This window comes from Pseudomonas sp. NPDC089547 (assembly GCF_050280665.1).
Lineage (GTDB): Bacteria > Pseudomonadota > Gammaproteobacteria > Pseudomonadales > Pseudomonadaceae > Aquipseudomonas.
In genome coordinates this window covers 153,640-171,734 of record NZ_JBNNVS010000009.1, presented here as the reverse complement: position 1 = coordinate 171,734, position 18,095 = coordinate 153,640, and the positions used below count along the sequence as shown (strand labels likewise).

Sequence of the window (18,095 nt, the reverse complement as noted above, 5' to 3'; positions counted from 1 at the left end):
ACATTTAACCCAGGCTATCCGTCGCCCCCTGTTGACGACAGGGGGAGGGCAAGGCGTATATTGATAGTTAGCAAACTATGAATATCCTTGGTTCTCTTCATGTCCCTTGATCTCCTGCGCCTGCAAGTCAGCAGTGGCATGGTGGTTGCCGCCCGCCACTGGCGGCGCATCTGCCATACCGCGCTGATCGGTTACGGCATTTCCGAAGCCTGCGCTGCGCCGCTGCTGATGATCGTGCGCCTGGGCGATGGCGTGCATCAGGTAGCCGTTGCCCAGGCCGCCGGCCTGGAAAGCCCATCACTGGTGCGCCTGCTCGACCAACTGTGTAAAGCCGGCCTGGTATGCCGCAGCGAAGACCCACTGGACCGCCGCGCCAAAGCCCTGAGCCTGACCGCCGAAGGCCGTACCCTGGCCGAAGCGATCGAAGCCGAACTGGTGCGCCTGCGCCGCGATGTGCTCAATGGAATCGACCAGGCCGACCTGGAAGCCACTTTGCGCGTGCTGCGCGCCTTCGAAGCTGCCGGCCTGGGCAGTGCGGGCGGGGTGGCATGAACGGCTTCTTCAGTTCGGTACCTCCGGCCCGCGACTGGTTCTACGGCGTGCGAACCTTCGGCGCCTCCATGATCGCCTTGTACATCGCGTTGCTCATGCAGTTGCCGCGCCCCTACTGGGCCATGGCCACGGTGTACATCGTCTCCAGCCCGTTCGTCGGCCCGACCAGCTCCAAGGCCCTGTACCGCGCCGTAGGCACGCTGCTGGGGGCCGGCGGTGCAATTTTCCTGGTGCCGCCGCTGGTGCAGTCGCCACTGCTGCTGAGCATTGCCATTGCGCTCTGGACCGGCACCCTGCTGTTCCTGTCGTTGAACCTGCGCACGGCCAACAACTACGTGCTGATGCTGGCCGGCTACACCTTGCCGATGATCGCCCTGGCGGTTGTGGATAACCCGCTGGCGGTATTCGACGTGGCGTCTTCCCGTGCCCAGGAAATCTGCCTTGGCATTGTCTGCGCGGCAGTGGTCGGCGCCATTTTCTGGCCGCGACGTCTGGCCCCCGTGGTGGTCGGCGCCACGGGTAGCTGGTTCACCGAAGCGATCCGCTACAGCGATACCTACCTGGCCCGCGAAGTCAGCGCCGACAAGGTCGGTGGCATGCGCGGGGCGATGGTCGGGACCTTCAACTCGCTGGAGCTGATGATCGGCCAGCTCGGCCACGAAGGCGCCGGCCCGCACACGCTGAAAAACGCCCGCGAGTTACGTGGGCGCATGATTCACCTGCTGCCGGTGATCGACGCCCTCGACGACGCCCTGGTGGCCCTCGAAGGCCGCGCTCCGGCCCAGTTCACCCAGCTTCAGCCAGTGCTTGAAGCGGCCCGCGAATGGCTCAAGGGCACTGCCGAAAGTGCTTCGGTAGCGCGCTGGACCGCGCTGCACGAACAGATCGGCCGCCTTCAGCCCGGCGCTGCCGCTCTGGACCAACGCGCCGACCTGCTGCTATCCAACGCCTTGTATCGCCTGACCGAGTGGGCTGACCTTTGGCAGGACTGCTGCACCCTGCAACACGCCCTGCGCACCGACGACGCCAAGCCTTGGCGCGCGGTGTACCGCCACTGGCGCCTTGGCCGCCTGACAGCCTTCTTCGACCGCGGCCTGATGCTTTACTCGGTGCTCTCCACCGTACTGGCGATCGTTGTGGCCTGTGGCCTGTGGATCGGCCTGGGCTGGAACGACGGCGCCAGTGCGGTAATCCTCGCCGCTGTGTCGTGCAGCTTCTTTGCCGCCATGGATGACCCGGCGCCGCAGATCTACCGGTTCTTCTTCTGGACGCTGCTGTCGGTCATTTTCTCCAGCCTGTACCTGTTCCTGGTACTGCCCAACCTGCACGACTTCCCGATGCTGGTGCTGGCCTTTGCCGTGCCGTTCATCTGCGTCGGCACCCTGACCGTGCAGCCGCGCTTCTACCTGGGCACGTTGCTGACCATCGTCAACACCTCGACCTTCATCAGCATCCAGGGCGCTTACGACGCCGACTTCTTCACCTTCCTCAACTCCAACCTGGCCGGCCCCGTGGGCCTGCTGTTCGCGTTCATCTGGACATTGGTCATGCGCCCGTTTGGCGTAGAACTGGCGGCCAAGCGCATGACCCGCTTTGCCTGGCGCGACATCGTCGAAATGACCGCACCCGCCACCCTGGCCGAGCACCGCCAGGTGGGCGTGCAGATGCTCGACCGCCTGATGCAGCACCTGCCGCGCCTGTCGCAAACCGGCCAGGACAGCGGCGTAGCCCTGCGCGACTTGCGCGTCGGGCTGAACCTGCTCGACCTGCTGGCTTATCTGCCGCGCGCTGGCCAGCAGGCCCGTGAGCGGCTGACCACGGTGATCGAGGAAGTCGGTGCGCACTACGCCGCCTGCCTGCGTGCCGGTGAGCGCTTGCATGCCCCGGCCGCGCTATTGCGCAACATGGAGCGTGCGCGGCTGGCGCTGAACCTGGACGAGCTGTACGAGCGCGGCGATGCCCGCACCCACCTGCTGCATGCCCTGAGCGGCCTGCGCCTGGCGCTGTTGCCGGGTGTGGAAGTGATGCTCGAACCCGCCGAACAACCGCAACTGCCCCCCGGCCTCGACGGAGCACCCCTGTGATTGGTGAACTGGATATCAGCGGGGTGTTCCTGCCCACGCTGCTGGTGATGATGTTTGGCACCTACCTATTGTTTTTGGGGGTGCATGCGGTGCTGGTGCGCCTGCATTTCTACCGCCTGGTCTGGCACCGGGCGTTGTTCAACGTTGCTCTGTATGCCGTGCTGCTTGGCGCGGTGGACCACTTTTGCCGAAACCTGATGCTGCCATGAAAAAACCTTTGCTGACCCTGGGCCGTGTGGTCCTGACCTTGCTGGTAGTGACCTTCGCCGCCGTGCTCGTGTGGCAGATGGTGGTGTACTACATGTTTGCTCCCTGGACCCGCGACGGCCACATCCGCGCCGACGTGATCCAGATCGCCCCCGATGTGTCGGGGCTGATACAGAAAGTCGAGGTGCGCGACAACCAGACCGTCAAGCGCGGCGACGTGCTGTTTACCATCGACCAGGACCGCTTCACCCTGGCCCTGCGCCAGGCCAAGGCTACCCTCGGCGAGCGCCAGGAAACCCTGGCCCAGGCTTCACGCGAGGCACAGCGCAACCGCAAGCTGGGCAACCTGGTGGCTGCCGAGCAACTGGAAGAAAGCCAGTCCCGCGAGGCCCGCGCCCGCTCGGCTGTGAGTGAGGCCCAGGTGGCGGTCGATACCGCCCAGCTCAACCTCGACCGCTCGGTGGTGCGTAGCCCGGTAGACGGCTACCTCAACGACCGTGCGCCGCGTAATCACGAGTTCGTCACTGCTGGTCGCCCGGTGCTGTCAGTGGTTGATAGCGCTTCGTACCACGTTGATGGTTACTTCGAGGAAACCAAGCTGGGTGGCATTCAGATTGGCGATGCCGTGGACATTCGCGTGATGGGCGACAACACCCGCCTGCGTGGCCATGTGCAGAGCTTTGCCGCCGGCATTGAAGACCGCGACCGCAGCAGCGGCGCCAACCTGCTGCCCAACGTCAACCCGGCGTTCAGCTGGGTGCGCCTGGCCCAGCGTATTCCGGTGCGCATCGCCTTCGATGAAGTACCGCAGGACTTCCGCATGATCGCCGGGCGTACCGCCACGGTGTCCATCATCGAGGGCCAGCACCCATGAAACAGCTGATCCTGGCCGGCCTGTGCCTGTCGTTGGGGGCCTGCATGATGGTGGGCCCCGACTATGAAGTGCCGAAGGACGCGGCAGTACAACGCAGCGACCTCAACGGCCCGCTGCGCAAGGATGCCGACAGCGTGGTCTCGGCGCCGGTACCCGAGGACTGGTGGCAGCTGTATCAGGATCAACGGCTGAATGAACTGGTTCGCCAGGCCCTGAGTGCCAACACCGAGCTGCGCGTGGCCGCCGCCAATATCGCCAAGGCCCGCGCCCAGGTCGAAGTGGCCGAATCGCAGGGTGGCTTCAACGGTGGCGTCAAGCTTGGTGCCCAGCGCCTGCAAGAGGCTGGCCAGGCATTCCTGCTGCCCGAGAAGGTGCCAGTGGCCAACATTGGTGAAGCCATCATCAGCGCTTCTTACCAGTTCGACCTGTGGGGCACCTTCAAGCGCGGCACCGAGGCCGCAAAAGCCAATGCCGATGCGGTGCAGGCGGCTGCCGATACCGCGCGCATCACCTTGGTGGCAGACGTGGTCAAAGCCTATACCCAAGTGTGCTCGGCCAACGAGGAATACCACATCGCCCGCGAATCGCTCGACTTGCAGGAGCAGAGCGTAAAGCTCAACCAGCGCCTGCGTGATGCCGGCCGTGGCGATGAAACCCAGGTCACCCGCTCGCAGACCCAGTTCAAATCGTTGCGTGCCGAACTACCACGCTTCAAGGCCGAGCGTGAAACCGGCATGTACACCCTGGCTGCGTTGCTGGCCAGGCCGGTTGACCAGCTGCCTGCCGGCACCGCCGATTGTGCCGAGCTGCCGCACCTGAGCCAGCTGGTCCCGGTAGGCGACGGCGCTGCGTTGCTCAAGCGCCGCCCGGACGTGCGCCAGGCCGAGCGCCAGCTGGCTGCAGCCACTGCCTACATAGGTGTCGCGACCGGCGCGTTGTACCCGGATATCAGTATCGGTGCCCAGGTGGGTACCATCGGTATCGTCGACGACCTTGGCGATCCGTCGACCAACCGCTGGGGTTTCGGCCCGCAGATCAGCTGGAGCATTCCCACCAACGGCACACGCGCCCGCATTCGCATGGCCGAGGCCTCGACCCAGGCAGCCCTGGCCAGCTTCGACGGGGTCGTGCTGAACGCCGTCCGCGAAACCCAGACCCGCCTGGCGCAATACAGCGCCCTGCTGGACCGGCGCGATGCGCTGGCCGAGGCGGAGAAATCGGCCAAGGAGGCGGCAGACCAGACCCACCGCTATTACCAGGCGGGGCGTGAGTCGTTCCTGGCGGACTTGCAGGCGACGCGGACTTATACCGACATGCGCGCGCAGTTGGCAACGGCCAATAGCCAGGTAGCCATGGGGCAGATTGGGGTGTTCCTGGCGTTGGGTGGGGGGTGGAAGGATACCGCCAAGCACTGAGGTTGGTGGGGGCCGACGGGCACTGAAAACCTCAAGACAGGCCCCTGCCAGCCCATAGCTCTACTAGTTACGTGCTCCTTCGAGCGCTTGTCATGCTCTGCCTGACTTAACCAATCAGGTGGAACATGGAAAAAGTTAAATGCAATTTACCCAATGGCATCACGGCCAGGCAGGCTGGTTACGCCTGTTCAAAGTCCGGCTATACCCCGTACGGGTTCGATGAGACCCTGCCAATCCGGGCGCTGGGCTTCAATGGCCAGCCCCGCGACCGAGTGGCAGGATGTTATCTGCTGGGCGCCGGCTACCGCGCCTTCAGCCCAGTACTGATGCGGTTCAACAGCTCGGACAGTTGGAGTCCGTTCGGCGAAGGCGGGTGGAATAGCTATGCCTATGTGTCGTGTGACCCGGTGAATTTCTGCGACCCTACAGGGCATGCAAAGCACCCTCAGGGAGCGCTGCAGCAGCCGGCAAAAAGGCCTGACACGTTAGCCTTGCCACCTCAGAAGCCAAGCTCTCCTGAGGCAAGTGCACCGCCGAAATCTCGATCAAATTCAAGCGCTTCCGGTTCCTCGGCATCTCTGACGCCTTCTACCCCATCACCACAAAGTTCGGCACGAAGCACCCGGTACAGCTCACAAATCTCATGGAGCTCCAGCACCTCGTCAGACTCCAGCAAAGGATGGCAGCTAAAAAAAACCGGTGCGAGCTTCAAGGTTTTGACAGAGACCGAGCAGAAAGTATTTGATGTTTTTCAGAACGCGATACATCACTTTGGAATGTCTCCCAAAGACGCTGCAATGCTGGCGGGTGCGAGTAACTACAAGCTTCTGTCCAACAGTAAAGTTGATAACTTTCAGGTTCGACTGAGCAAAGCGCAGCGTGTATCAGGCGAGATCGAGGGAAAGGTAGCGATTATTCGTCAGGTAGGTGGACATACATGAGACTGCTGACGGGCGAGGGCCAGCACCCGGCCAAGTCTGAAGCTGGCTGGGAAGTGTACCCGGCCTCCCTGCGCAAGATCGCCTAGGCAATGCTCGACCAAAGGCATCAAGCGCCTCATCTTTGTTGCAAGATTTTTCATGAAATCCGCCCAGCACCCTTGAGCGAAGCCAAGTCGGAGTGAACAATGTTCTCTTTCGCATTCCCTTCGAGACTGGCCATGAAAACCCGTTCCTGTCTGCTTGCCTGGCTGTCGGCTTTACTGCTCGGCCCGGTGCTGGCGCTGTGTAGTAATGCGGCGCTGGCCGAAGCCCCCGTCGAGGCTACCAAGGCTTTGCATTTGCTGGACTACATTGGCGCCGACTACCCGCCGACCGTGCAGGACGGCAAGGTGATCGACGATAGCGAATACCGTGAGCAGCAGGAGTTCAGCACGGTGTTGGCCGATCTGGTCAAAGACCTGCCTGCCAATGCCGAGCAGGCAGCCCTCGGGCAGGGTATCCAGGCGCTGCGCCAGGCCATCGACCAGCGCCAGGACGGACCGGCAGTCGCCAGGCAGGCCCGCCAGCTGGGCGCACGTCTGGCCGTGGCCTACGAGGTCAGCCAGGCCCCGGTTATCACCCCTGACCCGGCCCGTGGCGCATCGCTGTATGCGCAAAACTGCTCGATCTGCCACGGCGACACCGGCGCCGGCGATGGCCCGGCAGGTGTGGGCCTGGAGCCGGCCCCGGCCAACCTGCGCAATGTCGCACGCCTTGACCAGTTGAGCTTGTTCGACCTCTACAACACCTTGGCCCTGGGCATCGACAACACCGAGATGCCATCGTTTGCCGACCAGCTGGACGACCGCCAGCGCTGGGATGTAGCCGCCTACATCGCCAGCTTCACCGCCAAGCCGGAAGCCGGCAAAGGCGACAAAACCTGGAATATCGCCGACCTGGCTCGCCAGACACCCGCGGAAGTGGCTGCCAACGAGGGGGCAGGGGCCTTGGAGGCGTTCCGCGCCCAGCGTGCCCAGCCGCCACAGGTCAAACGCGGCCCGGCGCAATTGCTTGAGTACACCGCCAGCACCCTGGACAAGAGCCTGGCGGCCTACCGCGCAGGTGACCACGACCAAGCCTACGACCTGTCGGTAGCGGCCTACCTGGAAGGCTTTGAGCTGGTGGAAAGCTCGCTGGACAACATTGACACCCAGGTGCGCAAGGACACCGAGAAATCCCTGATGGCCTACCGTCAATCGTTGCAGGACGGGTTGCCTGTGGCCCAGGCCGAGCAGCGGTTGGCCGAGGCCAAGGCAAAGCTCGACCAGGCCGCGAAGCTGTTGGGCAGCGATGGCCTGAGCTGGTCGCTGAGCTTTATCTCCGGCTTGCTGATCCTCCTGCGAGAAGGCCTTGAGGCGATTCTGGTGCTGGCAGCGATCCTGGCCTTCTTGCGCAACACCGGGCAACAGTCGGCGGTGCGTAGCGTCAATATCGGCTGGGGCCTGGCGCTGGTTGCCGGCTTTGCCACCTGGGCGCTGGCGGCATATGTGATCGATGTAGGCGGCGCTCAACGGGAACTGTTGGAAGGGTGCACTGCATTGTTTGCCGCAGTGATGGTGCTGTGGCTCGGCGTGTGGATGCACGACCGACGCCACGCCGCTGCCTGGCAGAACTACATCAAGAGCAGCCTGGTCAGCGGTGGCGGGCGATTCGGCTTCGCCTTGCTGGCATTCTTCTCGGTATACCGCGAACTGTTCGAGGTGATCCTGTTCTACGAAACCCTGTGGCTGCAGGCAGGCCCTGCCGGGCACCAGGCGGTGCTGGCGGGTGGCGCCACGGCACTGGTGTTGTTGGTGGGGTTGGCGTGGGTGATCCTGCGTGGCTCGGCCAAGCTGCCGCTTTCGCTGTTCTTCAGCATCAACGCCGCGCTGCTGTGCGCGCTGTCGGTGGTGTTCGCCGGGCATGGCGTGAAGGCGCTGCAAGAAGCCGGGGTGCTGGGTACGCGGCCGGTGACGTTCTTCGAGTTCGACTGGCTGGGCATCCATGCCGACGCGTATTCGTTGTCGGCGCAGGCTGTGGCCTTGCTGGCCATCATGTTCTTGTACGGGCGTTCGCGCCTGGCGGAGAAGCGCAGGGCTACTGCAAATTGAAAGCCTTGCGCGGTCCCCTGTAGGAGCGGCCTTGTGTCGCGATGGGCCGCAAAGCGGCCCCAGGATTGCAGCCGCGCTGCACAAATTGTGGGGGCCGCTCTGCGGCCCGATCGCGACACAAGGCCGCTCCTACACGCAGACCGCGAAGGGAACTCAGGCCGGTTGTGGCGCCTTGAGAATGTTCTGCAGCAGCTGGACACTTTCTACGGCGTCATGACCCAGGCTGGTCAGGTAGCCGCCATCAGGTTGATCGGTCAGCCCTTTTTCATGCAGGCGTTGCGCAGCCGCGATCAGGGCCGGGGCGGCGGTGCTGGTTATCTTGATGCCTTCCTGGCTGCTGTCGTGTTTGAACAGCGCGAGTACTTCCAGTTCGTCGATCAGATCGGGGGTAAAAGGCATGGCAGCTCCTGACTTCCAGACAAGGATGGCGGCACCGTCAACGGTGCCTGACCTTCGAGTGTAGTCGGGTTATTCGTCCTCGCCTTGATCCATCTCAGGCGGCAGCTCCGGCAGCGCTCTCAGGGCGTTCTCGTACCACTCACGGTCGAACTCGCGGTCTTCCTTCAGCATGTTGTCAACCTCGAAGGCCAGCACATGGGCCATCAGGTTGAGAATGTCTTCACGCTCGTAGCCGACCAAAGTCAGCTTGTTGAAAGTGGCCTTGGCCGCGGCCGGATCGCCGCTCTCAATCTGGTTCTCGATAGCCTGGGTCAGCGTCGCCTCGGCGAAGGCTTCGTCGTCGTCATTGTCGATGTCGGTGGGCTCGCTCATGGCGGTACTCCTGTTGTGGGACACACAGTGTGCCATGCCCGTGGCGGCAATGCCCGGGCATTGACGGGGTGCATGACGCTGTTCAGGGGCGGGCGATGGGTCTATAAAAGCCGAGCCAACCCCTTACGGCCTGGAGGCTGTTACCTCATGCTCAAGCTTTACGGATTCTCGGTCAGCAACTACTACAACATGCTCAAGCTGGCCTTGTTGGAAAAAGGCCTGCCCTTCGAGGAAGTCGCATTCTATGGCGGCCAGGCGCCACAGGCGCTGGCAGTGAGCCCGCGCGGCAAGGTGCCAGTGCTTGAAACCGAACACGGTTTCCTCAGCGAAACCAGTGTGATCCTCGACTATATCGAGCAGACCCAGGGCGGCAAGGCACTGCTGCCAGCCGATCCGTTCGGCCAGGCCAAAGTGCGTGAGCTGCTCAAGGAAATCGAGCTGTACATCGAGCTGCCGGCGCGTACCTGCTATGCCGAGTCGTTCTTCGGCATGTCGGTTGAGCCGCTGGTCAAGGAGAAGGCCCGGGCCGATTTGCTGGCCGGTTTTGCCACCCTCAAGCGCAACGGGCGTTTCGCGCCTTATGTAGCGGGCGAGCAACTGACACTGGCAGACCTGATGTTCTGCTTCTCGGTCGATCTGGCCTACGCGGTGGGCAAGAAGGTACTGAACATCGACTTCCTGGCAGACTTCCCGCAGGGCAAGGCGTTGTTGCAACTGATGGGCGAGAACCCGCACATGGCGCGGATCGTGGCAGACAAGGAGGCGTCGATGCCGGCCTTCATGGAGATGATTCGCAGCGGCAAACGCTGAGATCAGTGTTGGACCATTCGCGGGTAAACCCGCTCCCACAGGGAATGCACAGTTTTTGAAACCGGTGCAATGCCTGTGGGAGCGGGTTCACCCGCGAACGAGGGCGAAGCCCTCGCAATGTGCCTTAACGCGAAGCCAGCAGACCTTTGCCACGCACAACGGCGGCACGCACCTGCGCCGGTGCCGTACCACCAATGTGGTCACGGGCATTCACCGACCCTTCCAGCGTCAGCACGGCAAACACGTCCTGCTCGATCTGGTCGCTGAACTGGCGCAGCTCGTCCAGGCTCATCTCGGCCAGGTCCTTCCCGGTATCCACGCCATACTTCACCGCGTGGCCAACGATTTCGTGGCAGTCACGGAACGGCAGGCCACGGCGTACCAGGTAGTCGGCAAGGTCGGTAGCGGTGGAGAAACCGCGCAGGGCCGCTTCACGCATGATGGCGTGCTTGGGCTTGATCGCCGGGATCATGTCGGCAAAGGCACGCAGCGAATCGCGCAGGGTGTCGGCGGCGTCGAACAGCGGCTCCTTGTCTTCCTGGTTGTCCTTGTTGTAGGCCAGCGGCTGGCCTTTCATCAGGGTCAGCAGGCCGGTCAGGGCGCCGAACACACGGCCGGTCTTGCCACGTACCAGCTCTGGCACGTCCGGGTTCTTTTTCTGCGGCATGATCGAGCTGCCGGTGCAGAAGCGATCAGGCAGGTCGATGAACTGGAACTGCGCGCTGGTCCACAGCACCAGCTCTTCGGAGAAGCGCGACAGGTGCATCATCGCCACGCTGGCTGCGGCGCAGAATTCGATGGCGAAGTCGCGGTCCGACACGCCGTCCAGCGAGTTGCCGCCCACGGCCTCGAAGCCCAGCAGCTTGCAGGTGAGTTCGCGGTCGATCGGGTAGGTGGTGCCGGCCAGCGCGGCGCTGCCCAGCGGCATGCGGTTGGTGCGCTTGCGGCAGTCGACCAGGCGCTCGTAGTCGCGGCTGAGCATTTCGAACCAGGCCAGCAGGTGGTGGCCGAACGTGACCGGCTGGGCAGTCTGCAGGTGGGTGAAGCCAGGCATGATGGTTTCGGCTTCCCGCTCTGCCTGCTCCAGCAAGCCCTGCTGCAGGCGGGTGATTTCGGCCAGGATCAGGTCGATTTCGTCGCGCAGCCACAGGCGGATATCGGTGGCCACCTGGTCATTGCGGCTGCGGCCGGTGTGCAGCTTCTTGCCGGTGATGCCGATACGGTCGGTCAGGCGTGCTTCGATGTTCATGTGCACGTCTTCGAGGTCGACGCGCCAGTCGAAGTTGCCGGCCTCGATTTCACTCTGGATGGTCCTCAGGCCATCGATGATGGTGTCGCGCTCGGCATCGCTGAGCACGCCGACCTGCGCCAGCATGGTGGCATGGGCGATCGAACCCATGATGTCGTGGCGGTACAGGCGCTTGTCGAAATCGACCGAGGCGGTGAAACGGGCGACGAAGGCGTCGACGGGCTCACTGAAGCGGCCGCCCCAGGACTGATTGGTCTTGTCGGTGCTCATGGATTCACTCATTGCAGGCGTGAACGAAAAAGTGGCGCCGATGATAGCAGGGTTGGGCTGGCTGCCGCAGGGCACCGGTCGAGAGAAATGCCCGGAAAACGGCAGAGAAGGATTTTAAGGAATGAACGGCAGTGTTCCACGGACCGTCTACAGTTGGACAGAGGACTGGCAGTGAATCTGCCGGCCGAGTGAATCTTTGGCCATCGCACCGGTCTAGAGCGTGACCGCAGTGTCGCTCGAACCACACCTGTCTACGCTATACCTGTGCGAGACTCATTCAGGAATCCAGCGCAATTATGAATGTCCTGATCGTTGATGACGAACCCCAAGGCCGTGAACGCCTCAGCCGGCTGCTCGGCGAACTGGAGGGTTACACCGTGCTGGAGCCTAGCGCCACCAACGGCGAGGAGGCCCTGGCGCTGATCGAAAGCCTCAAGCCCGATGTGGTCCTGCTGGACATCGGCATGCCAGGCCTGGATGGCCTGCAGGTTGCCGCACGTTTGTGCGAACGCGAGGCGCCGCCGGCGGTGGTGTTTTGCACCGGGGATGATGAATACGGTGCCGAGGCATTCAAGGACAGCACCCTCAGCCATGTAACCAAGCCTTTCCAGGCCCAGGCGCTGCGCGATGCCTTGCGCAAGGCCGAAAAACCCAATCGCGCCCAGTTGGCGGCGCTCACCCGGCCAGCCAATGAGGGTGGCGGCCCACGCAGCCACATCAGTGCCCGTACGCGCAAAGGCATCGAGTTGATCCCTTTGCCCCAGGTGATCTATTTCATTGCCGACCACAAGTACGTGACTTTGCGCCACGAGGCTGGGGAAGTGCTGCTCGACGAGCCGCTCAAGGCTCTGGAAGACGAGTTTGGCGAACGCTTCGTGCGTATCCACCGCAATGCGCTGGTGGCGCGCGAACGCATCGAACGCCTGCAGCGCACCCCGCTGGGGCATTTTCAGTTGTACCTGAAGGGCCTGGATGGCGACGCCCTTACTGTCAGCCGGCGGCATGTGGCCGGTGTGCGCAAAATGATGCAAACCCTCTGAGGTCCTTCGATTTGCACGGTCCCCGTGTAGGAGCGGCCTTGTGTCGCGAAAGGGGTGCGAAGCGCCCCCGGGATCCCAGCTTTGCCGCAAGAATTGCCGGGGCTGCTGCGCAGCCCATCGCGACACAAGGCCGCTCCTACACCAGACTGCGCATGGCCTGTTGATCCGTATCTGCTAGCGATACCGGCGATGCTGTTATCATCGGCGGCATTTCTCTGGATCGGGGCGTTCCATGTCCACTCGCGAAATCCGCATTGCCACCCGTAAAAGTGCCTTGGCCCTGTGGCAGGCCGAATACGTCAAAGCCCGCCTCGAGCAGGCCCACCCCGGTCTGCTGGTGACCCTGGTGCCCATGGTCAGCCGTGGTGACAAGCTGCTCGACGCACCGCTGGCGAAAATCGGCGGCAAGGGCCTGTTCGTCAAAGAGCTGGAAACCGCCCTGCTGGACAACGAAGCCGACATCGCCGTGCACTCGATGAAGGACGTTCCCATGGACTTCCCCGAAGGCCTGGGCCTGTACTGCATTTGCGAGCGTGAAGACCCGCGCGATGCCTTCGTCTCCAACACCTTTGACAGCCTGGAAGCGCTGCCTGCCGGCAGCATCGTCGGCACCTCCAGCCTGCGACGCCAGGCCCAGTTGCTGGCACGCCGCCCAGACCTGCAAATCCGATTCCTGCGGGGCAACGTCAATACCCGCCTGGCCAAGCTGGATGCCGGTGAGTACGACGCCATCATCCTCGCTGCGGCTGGCCTGATCCGCCTGGGCTTCGAAGACCGCATCACTTCCACCATCAGCGTCGACGACAGCCTGCCCGCTGGTGGCCAGGGTGCGGTGGGCATCGAATGCCGCAGCGCCGACATCCAGATCCATGCACTGCTGGCCCCGCTGCATCATGCCGATACTGCCGACCGGGTGGTGGCCGAACGTGCCCTGAACAAACGCCTGAATGGCGGCTGCCAGGTACCGATCGCCTGTTACGCGGTACTCGAAGGTGACCAACTGTGGCTGCGTGGCCTGGTCGGCCAGCCTAGCGGCGGCACCCTGTTGGTGGCCGATGCCCGTGCCCCTCGCGCGGCTGCCGAGACCTTGGGCGTACAGGTGGCCGAAGACCTGCTGGGCCAGGGCGCCGAGGCCATCCTCAAGGAAGTCTACGGCGAGGCTGGTCAGCCGTGAGCCAATGGCGCCTGTTGCTGACCCGGCCTGCCGAGGACTGCGCGGCGCTGGCACAAAGCCTGGCGGCAGCGGGGGTAGGCAGTTGCTGCATGCCGCTGCTGGCGATAGAACCCGTGGCCTTGGAGGCGCGGCAACGCCTGCTGCTCGAAGGCTTGCAAGGCTTTCAGGCGATCATCGTCGTCAGCAAGCCGGCTGCTCGGCTGTTGCTTGAGCAACTGGCCGATGCCGGCCTGCAACCGCCACTGCAAGGCTGGTTCACCGTGGGCGAGGCGACTGCGGCGGTGTTGCAGGGTGCCGGGTTGGGGGTAAGCGTTCCCGAGCGTGGTGATGACAGCGAAGCCTTGCTGGCGCTGCCGGCCCTGCGCCAGGCAGTTGCCGTGCCTGCGCCGCGTGTATTGATCGTGCGCGGGGTCGGAGGTCGCGAACTGCTGGCAGAGCGTCTTGCAGAGCAAGGTGCTAGTGTCGAATATCTGGAACTGTATCGTCGCTGCCTGCCGGCGTACCCGGCAGGCACCCTGGTGCGCCGCATCGAAGCGGAACGCCTCAATGGCCTGGTGGTCAGCAGTGGGCAGGGTTTTGAACATCTGCAGCAGCTGGCCGGCGCCGATTGGCCGCAGCTGGCACAGCTGCCGCTGTTCGTGCCCAGCCCTCGGGTCGCCGATCAGGCCAGGGCCGCCGGGGCCCAACAGGTTGTGGATTGCCGTGGCGCCAGTGCCACGGCCTTGCTGGCAGCCGTGCAGCGCAGCGCTGCACCTGCCTCTTAAGGCGCTAAGCTGAACGCGATGCGCCCCCATGCAAAGGATGGATACGTGAGCGAGACTGTCTTGTCCAATAACGATCAGCCGTCGGCACAGGCGCCGGCAGAACCCGTCACCCCCCCACCTGCCAAGCGCTCCGGCACTGGCCTGGCAGCACTGGCCTTGCTGCTGGGCGCTGCCGGGGTGGCGGTAGGTGGCTGGGGTGTCTGGCAGGTGCGTCAACTGCAAGGCAGTGAGTTCAACCAGGGCCAGCACATCGAGGCGCTGAACCAGCGCGCCGAGGCCCTGCAGCAGCGCGAACAGCAGATCAGTGCGCAACTGGCCAGCCTGCCGGCTGCCAGCGAGCTGGAAGATCGCCGCCGCCTGGTAGCGCAATTGCAAGGCGACCAGCAGCGCCTTAGCCAGCGGGTGGAAACCGTACTGGGCGAGAGCCGCAAGGAATGGCGCCTGGCCGAGGCCGAGCACCTGCTGCGCCTGGCCACACTGCGCCTGTCGGCGCTGCAGGACATCACCAGTGCCAAGGCCCTGGTCGAGGGTGCCGACGAAATCCTGCGCGAGCAGAGCGACCCAGGTGCCTTTGCCGCCCGCGAACAATTGGCGCGCAGCCTGGCCACGCTCAACAGCACCCAGCAACCGGACCGTACCGGCCTGTTCCTGAAACTGGCTGCACAGCGCGAGCTGGTGCAGCAGCTCAGTGCCCAGTCGCCCGAGTTCGCCAGCAACGCCGATGCGCTTGGCGCCCTGACCTCTGACGGTGATGGTGCCAGCCGCCTGTCGCAGTGGTGGGCAGAAATCTCCAAGTACTTCCAGATCGACTTCAATGCCGATGACAACGTGCGGCCGCTGCTGGCCGGGCAGCAGCTCAACCAGCTGCGCCTGGCCTTGAGCCTGACCATCGAGCAGGCTCAGTGGGCGGCACTCAATGGTGACGCCAAGGTCTATACCCAGGCGCTGGACGACGCCCGCAGCGTGCTGCTGGCCAACTTCAATGCCGACAACCCGCAAAGCAAGGCCATGCTCGACAGCCTCAATGCCTTGGCCGATCAACCCGTGTCGGTGGTAACCCCCGACCTCAGCGAAAGCCTGGCGGCCGTGCAGGCCTACATTCAGCGCCGTCACCTGCCGGCCGACGCTGAAGGGGGCAAGCCATGAAGCGTGTCTACCTGCTGGCCGTGCTGGCGATTGTGGTTGCCGCAGCGCTGGGTATCGCGGTCGCCAAACACAGCGGCTATGTGCTGGTTTCCTATGGAAGCTTCCGCTATCAGTCGGGGCTGTGGGCGGCCCTGGCCGGCCTGCTGGCCGTGGTCGCACTGGTGTGGTTGTTGCGTTACCTGGTTGGCCTGGTGCTGACCTCCAGCGGCGTGGTCAACCCGTGGTCGCGGCGCAACCGCAGCCGGCGTATCCGCGTGGCCATCGAGCAAGGCCAGCTGGACCTCGCCGAAGGCCGCTGGGCCAGTGCGCAACGCCACTTGCACCGTGCCGCCGAGGCCGAGCGCCAGCCGCTGCTTTACTACCTCGGTGCTGCGCGTGCAGCAAACGAGCAAGGCCGCAGCGAAGACAGCGACAACCTGCTGGAGCGTGCGCTGGAGCGCCAGCCGCAAGCGGAACTTGCCATTGCCCTGACCCATGCCCAGTTGCAGATGGACCGTGGTGAAAGTGAAGGTGCTTTGGAAACCCTGCTGGCCATGCAGGAGCGCCACCCGCACAACGGCCAGGTATTGCGCCTGCTGCAGCGCCTGCACCTGGAGCGGGGCGACTGGTCGGCGTTGATCCGCCTGCTTCCAGACCTGCGCAAGGGCAAAGTGCTGCCGCCCGCCGAGCTGGCTGCCCTGGAGCAGCGTGCCTGGGGCCAGAACCTGAGCCTGGCCACCACCCGTGGCGAAGACACGCAAAGTGCACGTCAAGCCCTGGAGCGCGCCTGGCAGCAACTGACCGCGGCGCAGCGCCAGGAACCACAGCTGGTATTGGCCTACGCCGAGCAATTGCGCCAGGTGGGTGCACAGAGCGAGGCCGAGCAAGTACTGCGCACGGCCCTCAAGCGCGACTACGAAAGCCACCTGGCCCGCTTGTACGGCCTGGTGCGTGGTGATGACCCGGCGCGCCAGTTGCAAACCGCCGAAGGCTGGCTCAAGGCTCACCCGCAAGATGCCAGCCTGCTGTTGACCTTGGGCCGGCTCAGCCTGCAGAACCGCCTTTGGGGCAAGGCGCGTGACTATCTGGAAAGCAGCCTGCGCATGGAACGTAACCCTGAGGCCTGTGCCGAACTGGCCCGCCTGCTCGCTGGCCTGGGCGAAACCGAGCGCAGCAACCAGCTGTTCCAGGAGGGCCTTGGCCTGCTGGACGAACGCCTGCTGGCCCTGCCGCTGCCAGAAGGCGTGCGCGCCTGACCTACCCCAGAGCCCGCGCCAAGGCGCGGGCTTTGGGGGTTGGTAACTGATCTACGCCTGCACGTTACCTCTGCAAGCCATTTCTTCAGGCACCTCCTGCCGCTTTGCTGGAAATTTCCTACACGATTAAGCGACTTGTCGTTACTGTCGCGCCTTGAAACAAAGTGCGTCTTTCCTCTACCGTTTCAAGCCACCACCATTTCCCCGGGACCTTCCCTGCCCATGCTGCCGGCCCGCTTACGCACATTTTTCGTTCCTGCCTGCCTGGCCGCACTGGCGGTACTGGCTGCGTCTTTCCAACTGGAAAACATGCCAGGGCTTGTGCCGTGCCCCCTGTGCTTCAGCCAGCGGGTGCTGCTTGCCGTGTATGCGCTGCTGTGCCTGGGGGCAGTGCTGCAGGCGCCGGGCACGCAGGGCATCCGCCGTTACGCGCAGGCAACACTGGGCTGCTCGCTGGGCGGGGCGCTGCTGGCGGCGCGGCACGTCTGGCTGCAGGGCGCCGCCGGGGCAACACATGTATGCCCGGTGCCGATCGGGCGAGTGTTCGAGCAGTCCTGGGGCGAGGCGGTACGGCAACTGTTGCTGGGTGGCCCGGATTGCAACTCGCTGACCTGGAGCTTTCTCGACCTGACGCTGCCCGAGTGGAGCCTTCTGGCCTTCCTGCTGTTGGCGGCGCTGCCCTTGAGTTGCCTGCTGGCGTATCGTTTCCGCAGCCTGGCAAGAAGTTGACCTGGCGCAAGGCTGGGCCGATAGCGCGACCAATGGCGCTGTATAAGGGTATTAAACACTTGTATGAACTTTGTCTGCTGCGTACCTTGATGGGCAGCACGCACGGGAATAATCTCCCAGCACGAATACCGAAAATACAACTGCTCGATGCCGTCCTGCTGATGTCACCTTTGTGCTGCGCGGTCGTGGTGCGAGGTGCAGCGGCATCTACCCAGAAGGGAAGAGATCGCCATGCTCGATAGTTGTCAGAATGCCCAGGAACGCTGGGGTGGGGTTCACGACCTGATCGACCGTTGGCTGAAGGAGCGCCAGGAGTTGGTGCAGGCTTTTCGCGCGCTGCGCGATGTAAAGCTGGCCTTTGCCGACAAAGATACCAACGGGGATTTTTGCGGCCTGCTGGTCGACTACTGTTCGGCGTGGCATTTCGAGGTTTGCGAGCAGCTGGTCAGTGAGGCCAAGGCTTTCGATGACGAGAAAGCGCTTAAGCTGGCCGAAGAGATCAACCCGCGGATCAACGACATTACCCAGATCGCCCTGGCCTTCAATGACCATTGCGCGAAAGGCGAATGCAAGGACACCGAACGTTTCGCCGAAAAGCTGGGCAAGCTGGGTGGTCTGCTGCATGAGCGCTTCGAACTGGAAGACTGCCTGATCGAAGTGCTGCACAACGCGCACAAGGAAGAGGGCGCAGTCGAGGCCTGAAGG

General features: G+C 63.7%; 18 protein-coding genes. 15 read left to right on the top strand and 3 right to left on the bottom strand.

The features are described 5' to 3' along the window. Positions 1 to 99 precede the first annotated feature (99 nt). From ACQKPZ_RS09265 to ACQKPZ_RS09235, 7 genes are all read left to right on the top strand, one after another. Entirely contained in the window at positions 100 to 552 is a 453-nt protein-coding gene (locus ACQKPZ_RS09265) for a MarR family winged helix-turn-helix transcriptional regulator (RefSeq protein ID WP_427537104.1), read from the top strand. After that, a complete protein-coding gene (locus ACQKPZ_RS09260) occupies positions 549 to 2,636 on the top strand; it encodes an FUSC family protein (protein ID WP_427537102.1) in 2,088 nt (695 codons plus the stop codon). Before ACQKPZ_RS09265 ends, ACQKPZ_RS09260 begins: the two co-directional genes overlap by 4 nt. Next, on the top strand, positions 2,633 to 2,845 hold the full coding sequence (locus ACQKPZ_RS09255) for a DUF1656 domain-containing protein (RefSeq protein ID WP_003255905.1): 213 nt from the start codon (positions 2,633 to 2,635) through the stop codon (positions 2,843 to 2,845). Before ACQKPZ_RS09260 ends, ACQKPZ_RS09255 begins: the two co-directional genes overlap by 4 nt. Continuing rightward, the gene (locus ACQKPZ_RS09250; RefSeq protein WP_391128681.1) at positions 2,842 to 3,717 is read left to right on the top strand and encodes an efflux RND transporter periplasmic adaptor subunit; all 876 of its coding nucleotides are present in this window, start codon (positions 2,842 to 2,844) and stop codon (positions 3,715 to 3,717) included. The genes ACQKPZ_RS09255 and ACQKPZ_RS09250 overlap by 4 nt, the downstream gene beginning before the upstream one ends. After that, positions 3,714 to 5,132, top strand: coding sequence for an efflux transporter outer membrane subunit (locus ACQKPZ_RS09245; protein ID WP_427537100.1), 1,419 nt, complete (start codon positions 3,714 to 3,716; stop codon positions 5,130 to 5,132). Before ACQKPZ_RS09250 ends, ACQKPZ_RS09245 begins: the two co-directional genes overlap by 4 nt. Before the next feature lie 125 nt (positions 5,133 to 5,257). Next, positions 5,258 to 6,073, top strand: a complete 816-nt coding sequence (locus tag ACQKPZ_RS09240) for an RHS repeat-associated core domain-containing protein (protein ID WP_427537098.1) — start codon at positions 5,258 to 5,260, stop codon at positions 6,071 to 6,073. A 185-nt stretch (positions 6,074 to 6,258) separates the two neighbouring features. After that, positions 6,259 to 8,202: an FTR1 family protein gene (locus ACQKPZ_RS09235; RefSeq protein WP_427537096.1), complete on the top strand. Its 1,944-nt coding sequence runs from the start codon at positions 6,259 to 6,261 to the stop codon at positions 8,200 to 8,202. Between the two features lie 153 nt (positions 8,203 to 8,355). Here ACQKPZ_RS09235 and ACQKPZ_RS09230 read toward each other — a convergent pair whose 3' ends face one another. Next, entirely contained in the window at positions 8,356 to 8,601 is a 246-nt protein-coding gene (locus tag ACQKPZ_RS09230; protein ID WP_016714401.1) for a TIGR02647 family protein, read from the bottom strand. Positions 8,602 to 8,670: 69 nt separating this feature from the next. After that, a complete protein-coding gene (locus ACQKPZ_RS09225) occupies positions 8,671 to 8,973 on the bottom strand; it encodes a hypothetical protein (protein WP_391128666.1) in 303 nt (100 codons plus the stop codon). A 147-nt stretch (positions 8,974 to 9,120) separates the two neighbouring features. Between ACQKPZ_RS09225 and ACQKPZ_RS09220 the strand changes: the two genes are divergently transcribed. Continuing rightward, positions 9,121 to 9,783, top strand: a complete 663-nt coding sequence (locus tag ACQKPZ_RS09220; protein WP_427537094.1) for a glutathione S-transferase — start codon at positions 9,121 to 9,123, stop codon at positions 9,781 to 9,783. Between the two features lie 124 nt (positions 9,784 to 9,907). Here the strand turns inward: ACQKPZ_RS09220 and argH are convergent, their stop codons facing one another. Then, positions 9,908 to 11,302 (bottom strand): argininosuccinate lyase, encoded by a 1,395-nt coding sequence (gene argH, locus ACQKPZ_RS09215; RefSeq protein WP_427537092.1) that lies wholly within the window; start codon positions 11,300 to 11,302, stop codon positions 9,908 to 9,910. A 296-nt stretch (positions 11,303 to 11,598) separates the two neighbouring features. Between argH and ACQKPZ_RS09210 the strand changes: the two genes are divergently transcribed. The 7 genes from ACQKPZ_RS09210 (at position 11,599) to rsd (ending at position 18,092) form a co-directional block, all read left to right on the top strand. Beyond that, positions 11,599 to 12,342, top strand: a complete 744-nt coding sequence (locus ACQKPZ_RS09210; RefSeq protein WP_015268539.1) for a LytR/AlgR family response regulator transcription factor — start codon at positions 11,599 to 11,601, stop codon at positions 12,340 to 12,342. 232 nt (positions 12,343 to 12,574) lie between these two features. Then, complete coding sequence (gene hemC / locus ACQKPZ_RS09205) at positions 12,575 to 13,516, top strand: hydroxymethylbilane synthase (RefSeq protein WP_427537090.1); 942 nt, start codon at positions 12,575 to 12,577, stop codon at positions 13,514 to 13,516. Beyond that, complete coding sequence (locus ACQKPZ_RS09200; RefSeq protein WP_427537088.1) at positions 13,513 to 14,280, top strand: uroporphyrinogen-III synthase; 768 nt, start codon at positions 13,513 to 13,515, stop codon at positions 14,278 to 14,280. Before hemC ends, ACQKPZ_RS09200 begins: the two co-directional genes overlap by 4 nt. Before the next feature lie 45 nt (positions 14,281 to 14,325). Then, positions 14,326 to 15,426, top strand: a complete 1,101-nt coding sequence (locus ACQKPZ_RS09195; RefSeq protein ID WP_427537086.1) for a uroporphyrinogen-III C-methyltransferase — start codon at positions 14,326 to 14,328, stop codon at positions 15,424 to 15,426. Then, positions 15,423 to 16,661 (top strand): heme biosynthesis protein HemY, encoded by a 1,239-nt coding sequence (locus tag ACQKPZ_RS09190; RefSeq protein WP_427537084.1) that lies wholly within the window; start codon positions 15,423 to 15,425, stop codon positions 16,659 to 16,661. The genes ACQKPZ_RS09195 and ACQKPZ_RS09190 overlap by 4 nt, the downstream gene beginning before the upstream one ends. Before the next feature lie 222 nt (positions 16,662 to 16,883). After that, positions 16,884 to 17,390, top strand: a complete 507-nt coding sequence (locus ACQKPZ_RS09185; protein ID WP_427537082.1) for a disulfide bond formation protein B — start codon at positions 16,884 to 16,886, stop codon at positions 17,388 to 17,390. Between the two features lie 231 nt (positions 17,391 to 17,621). Further along, positions 17,622 to 18,092: a sigma D regulator gene (gene rsd / locus ACQKPZ_RS09180; protein WP_427537080.1), complete on the top strand. Its 471-nt coding sequence runs from the start codon at positions 17,622 to 17,624 to the stop codon at positions 18,090 to 18,092. The last annotated feature ends 3 nt before the right edge of the window (positions 18,093 to 18,095 follow it).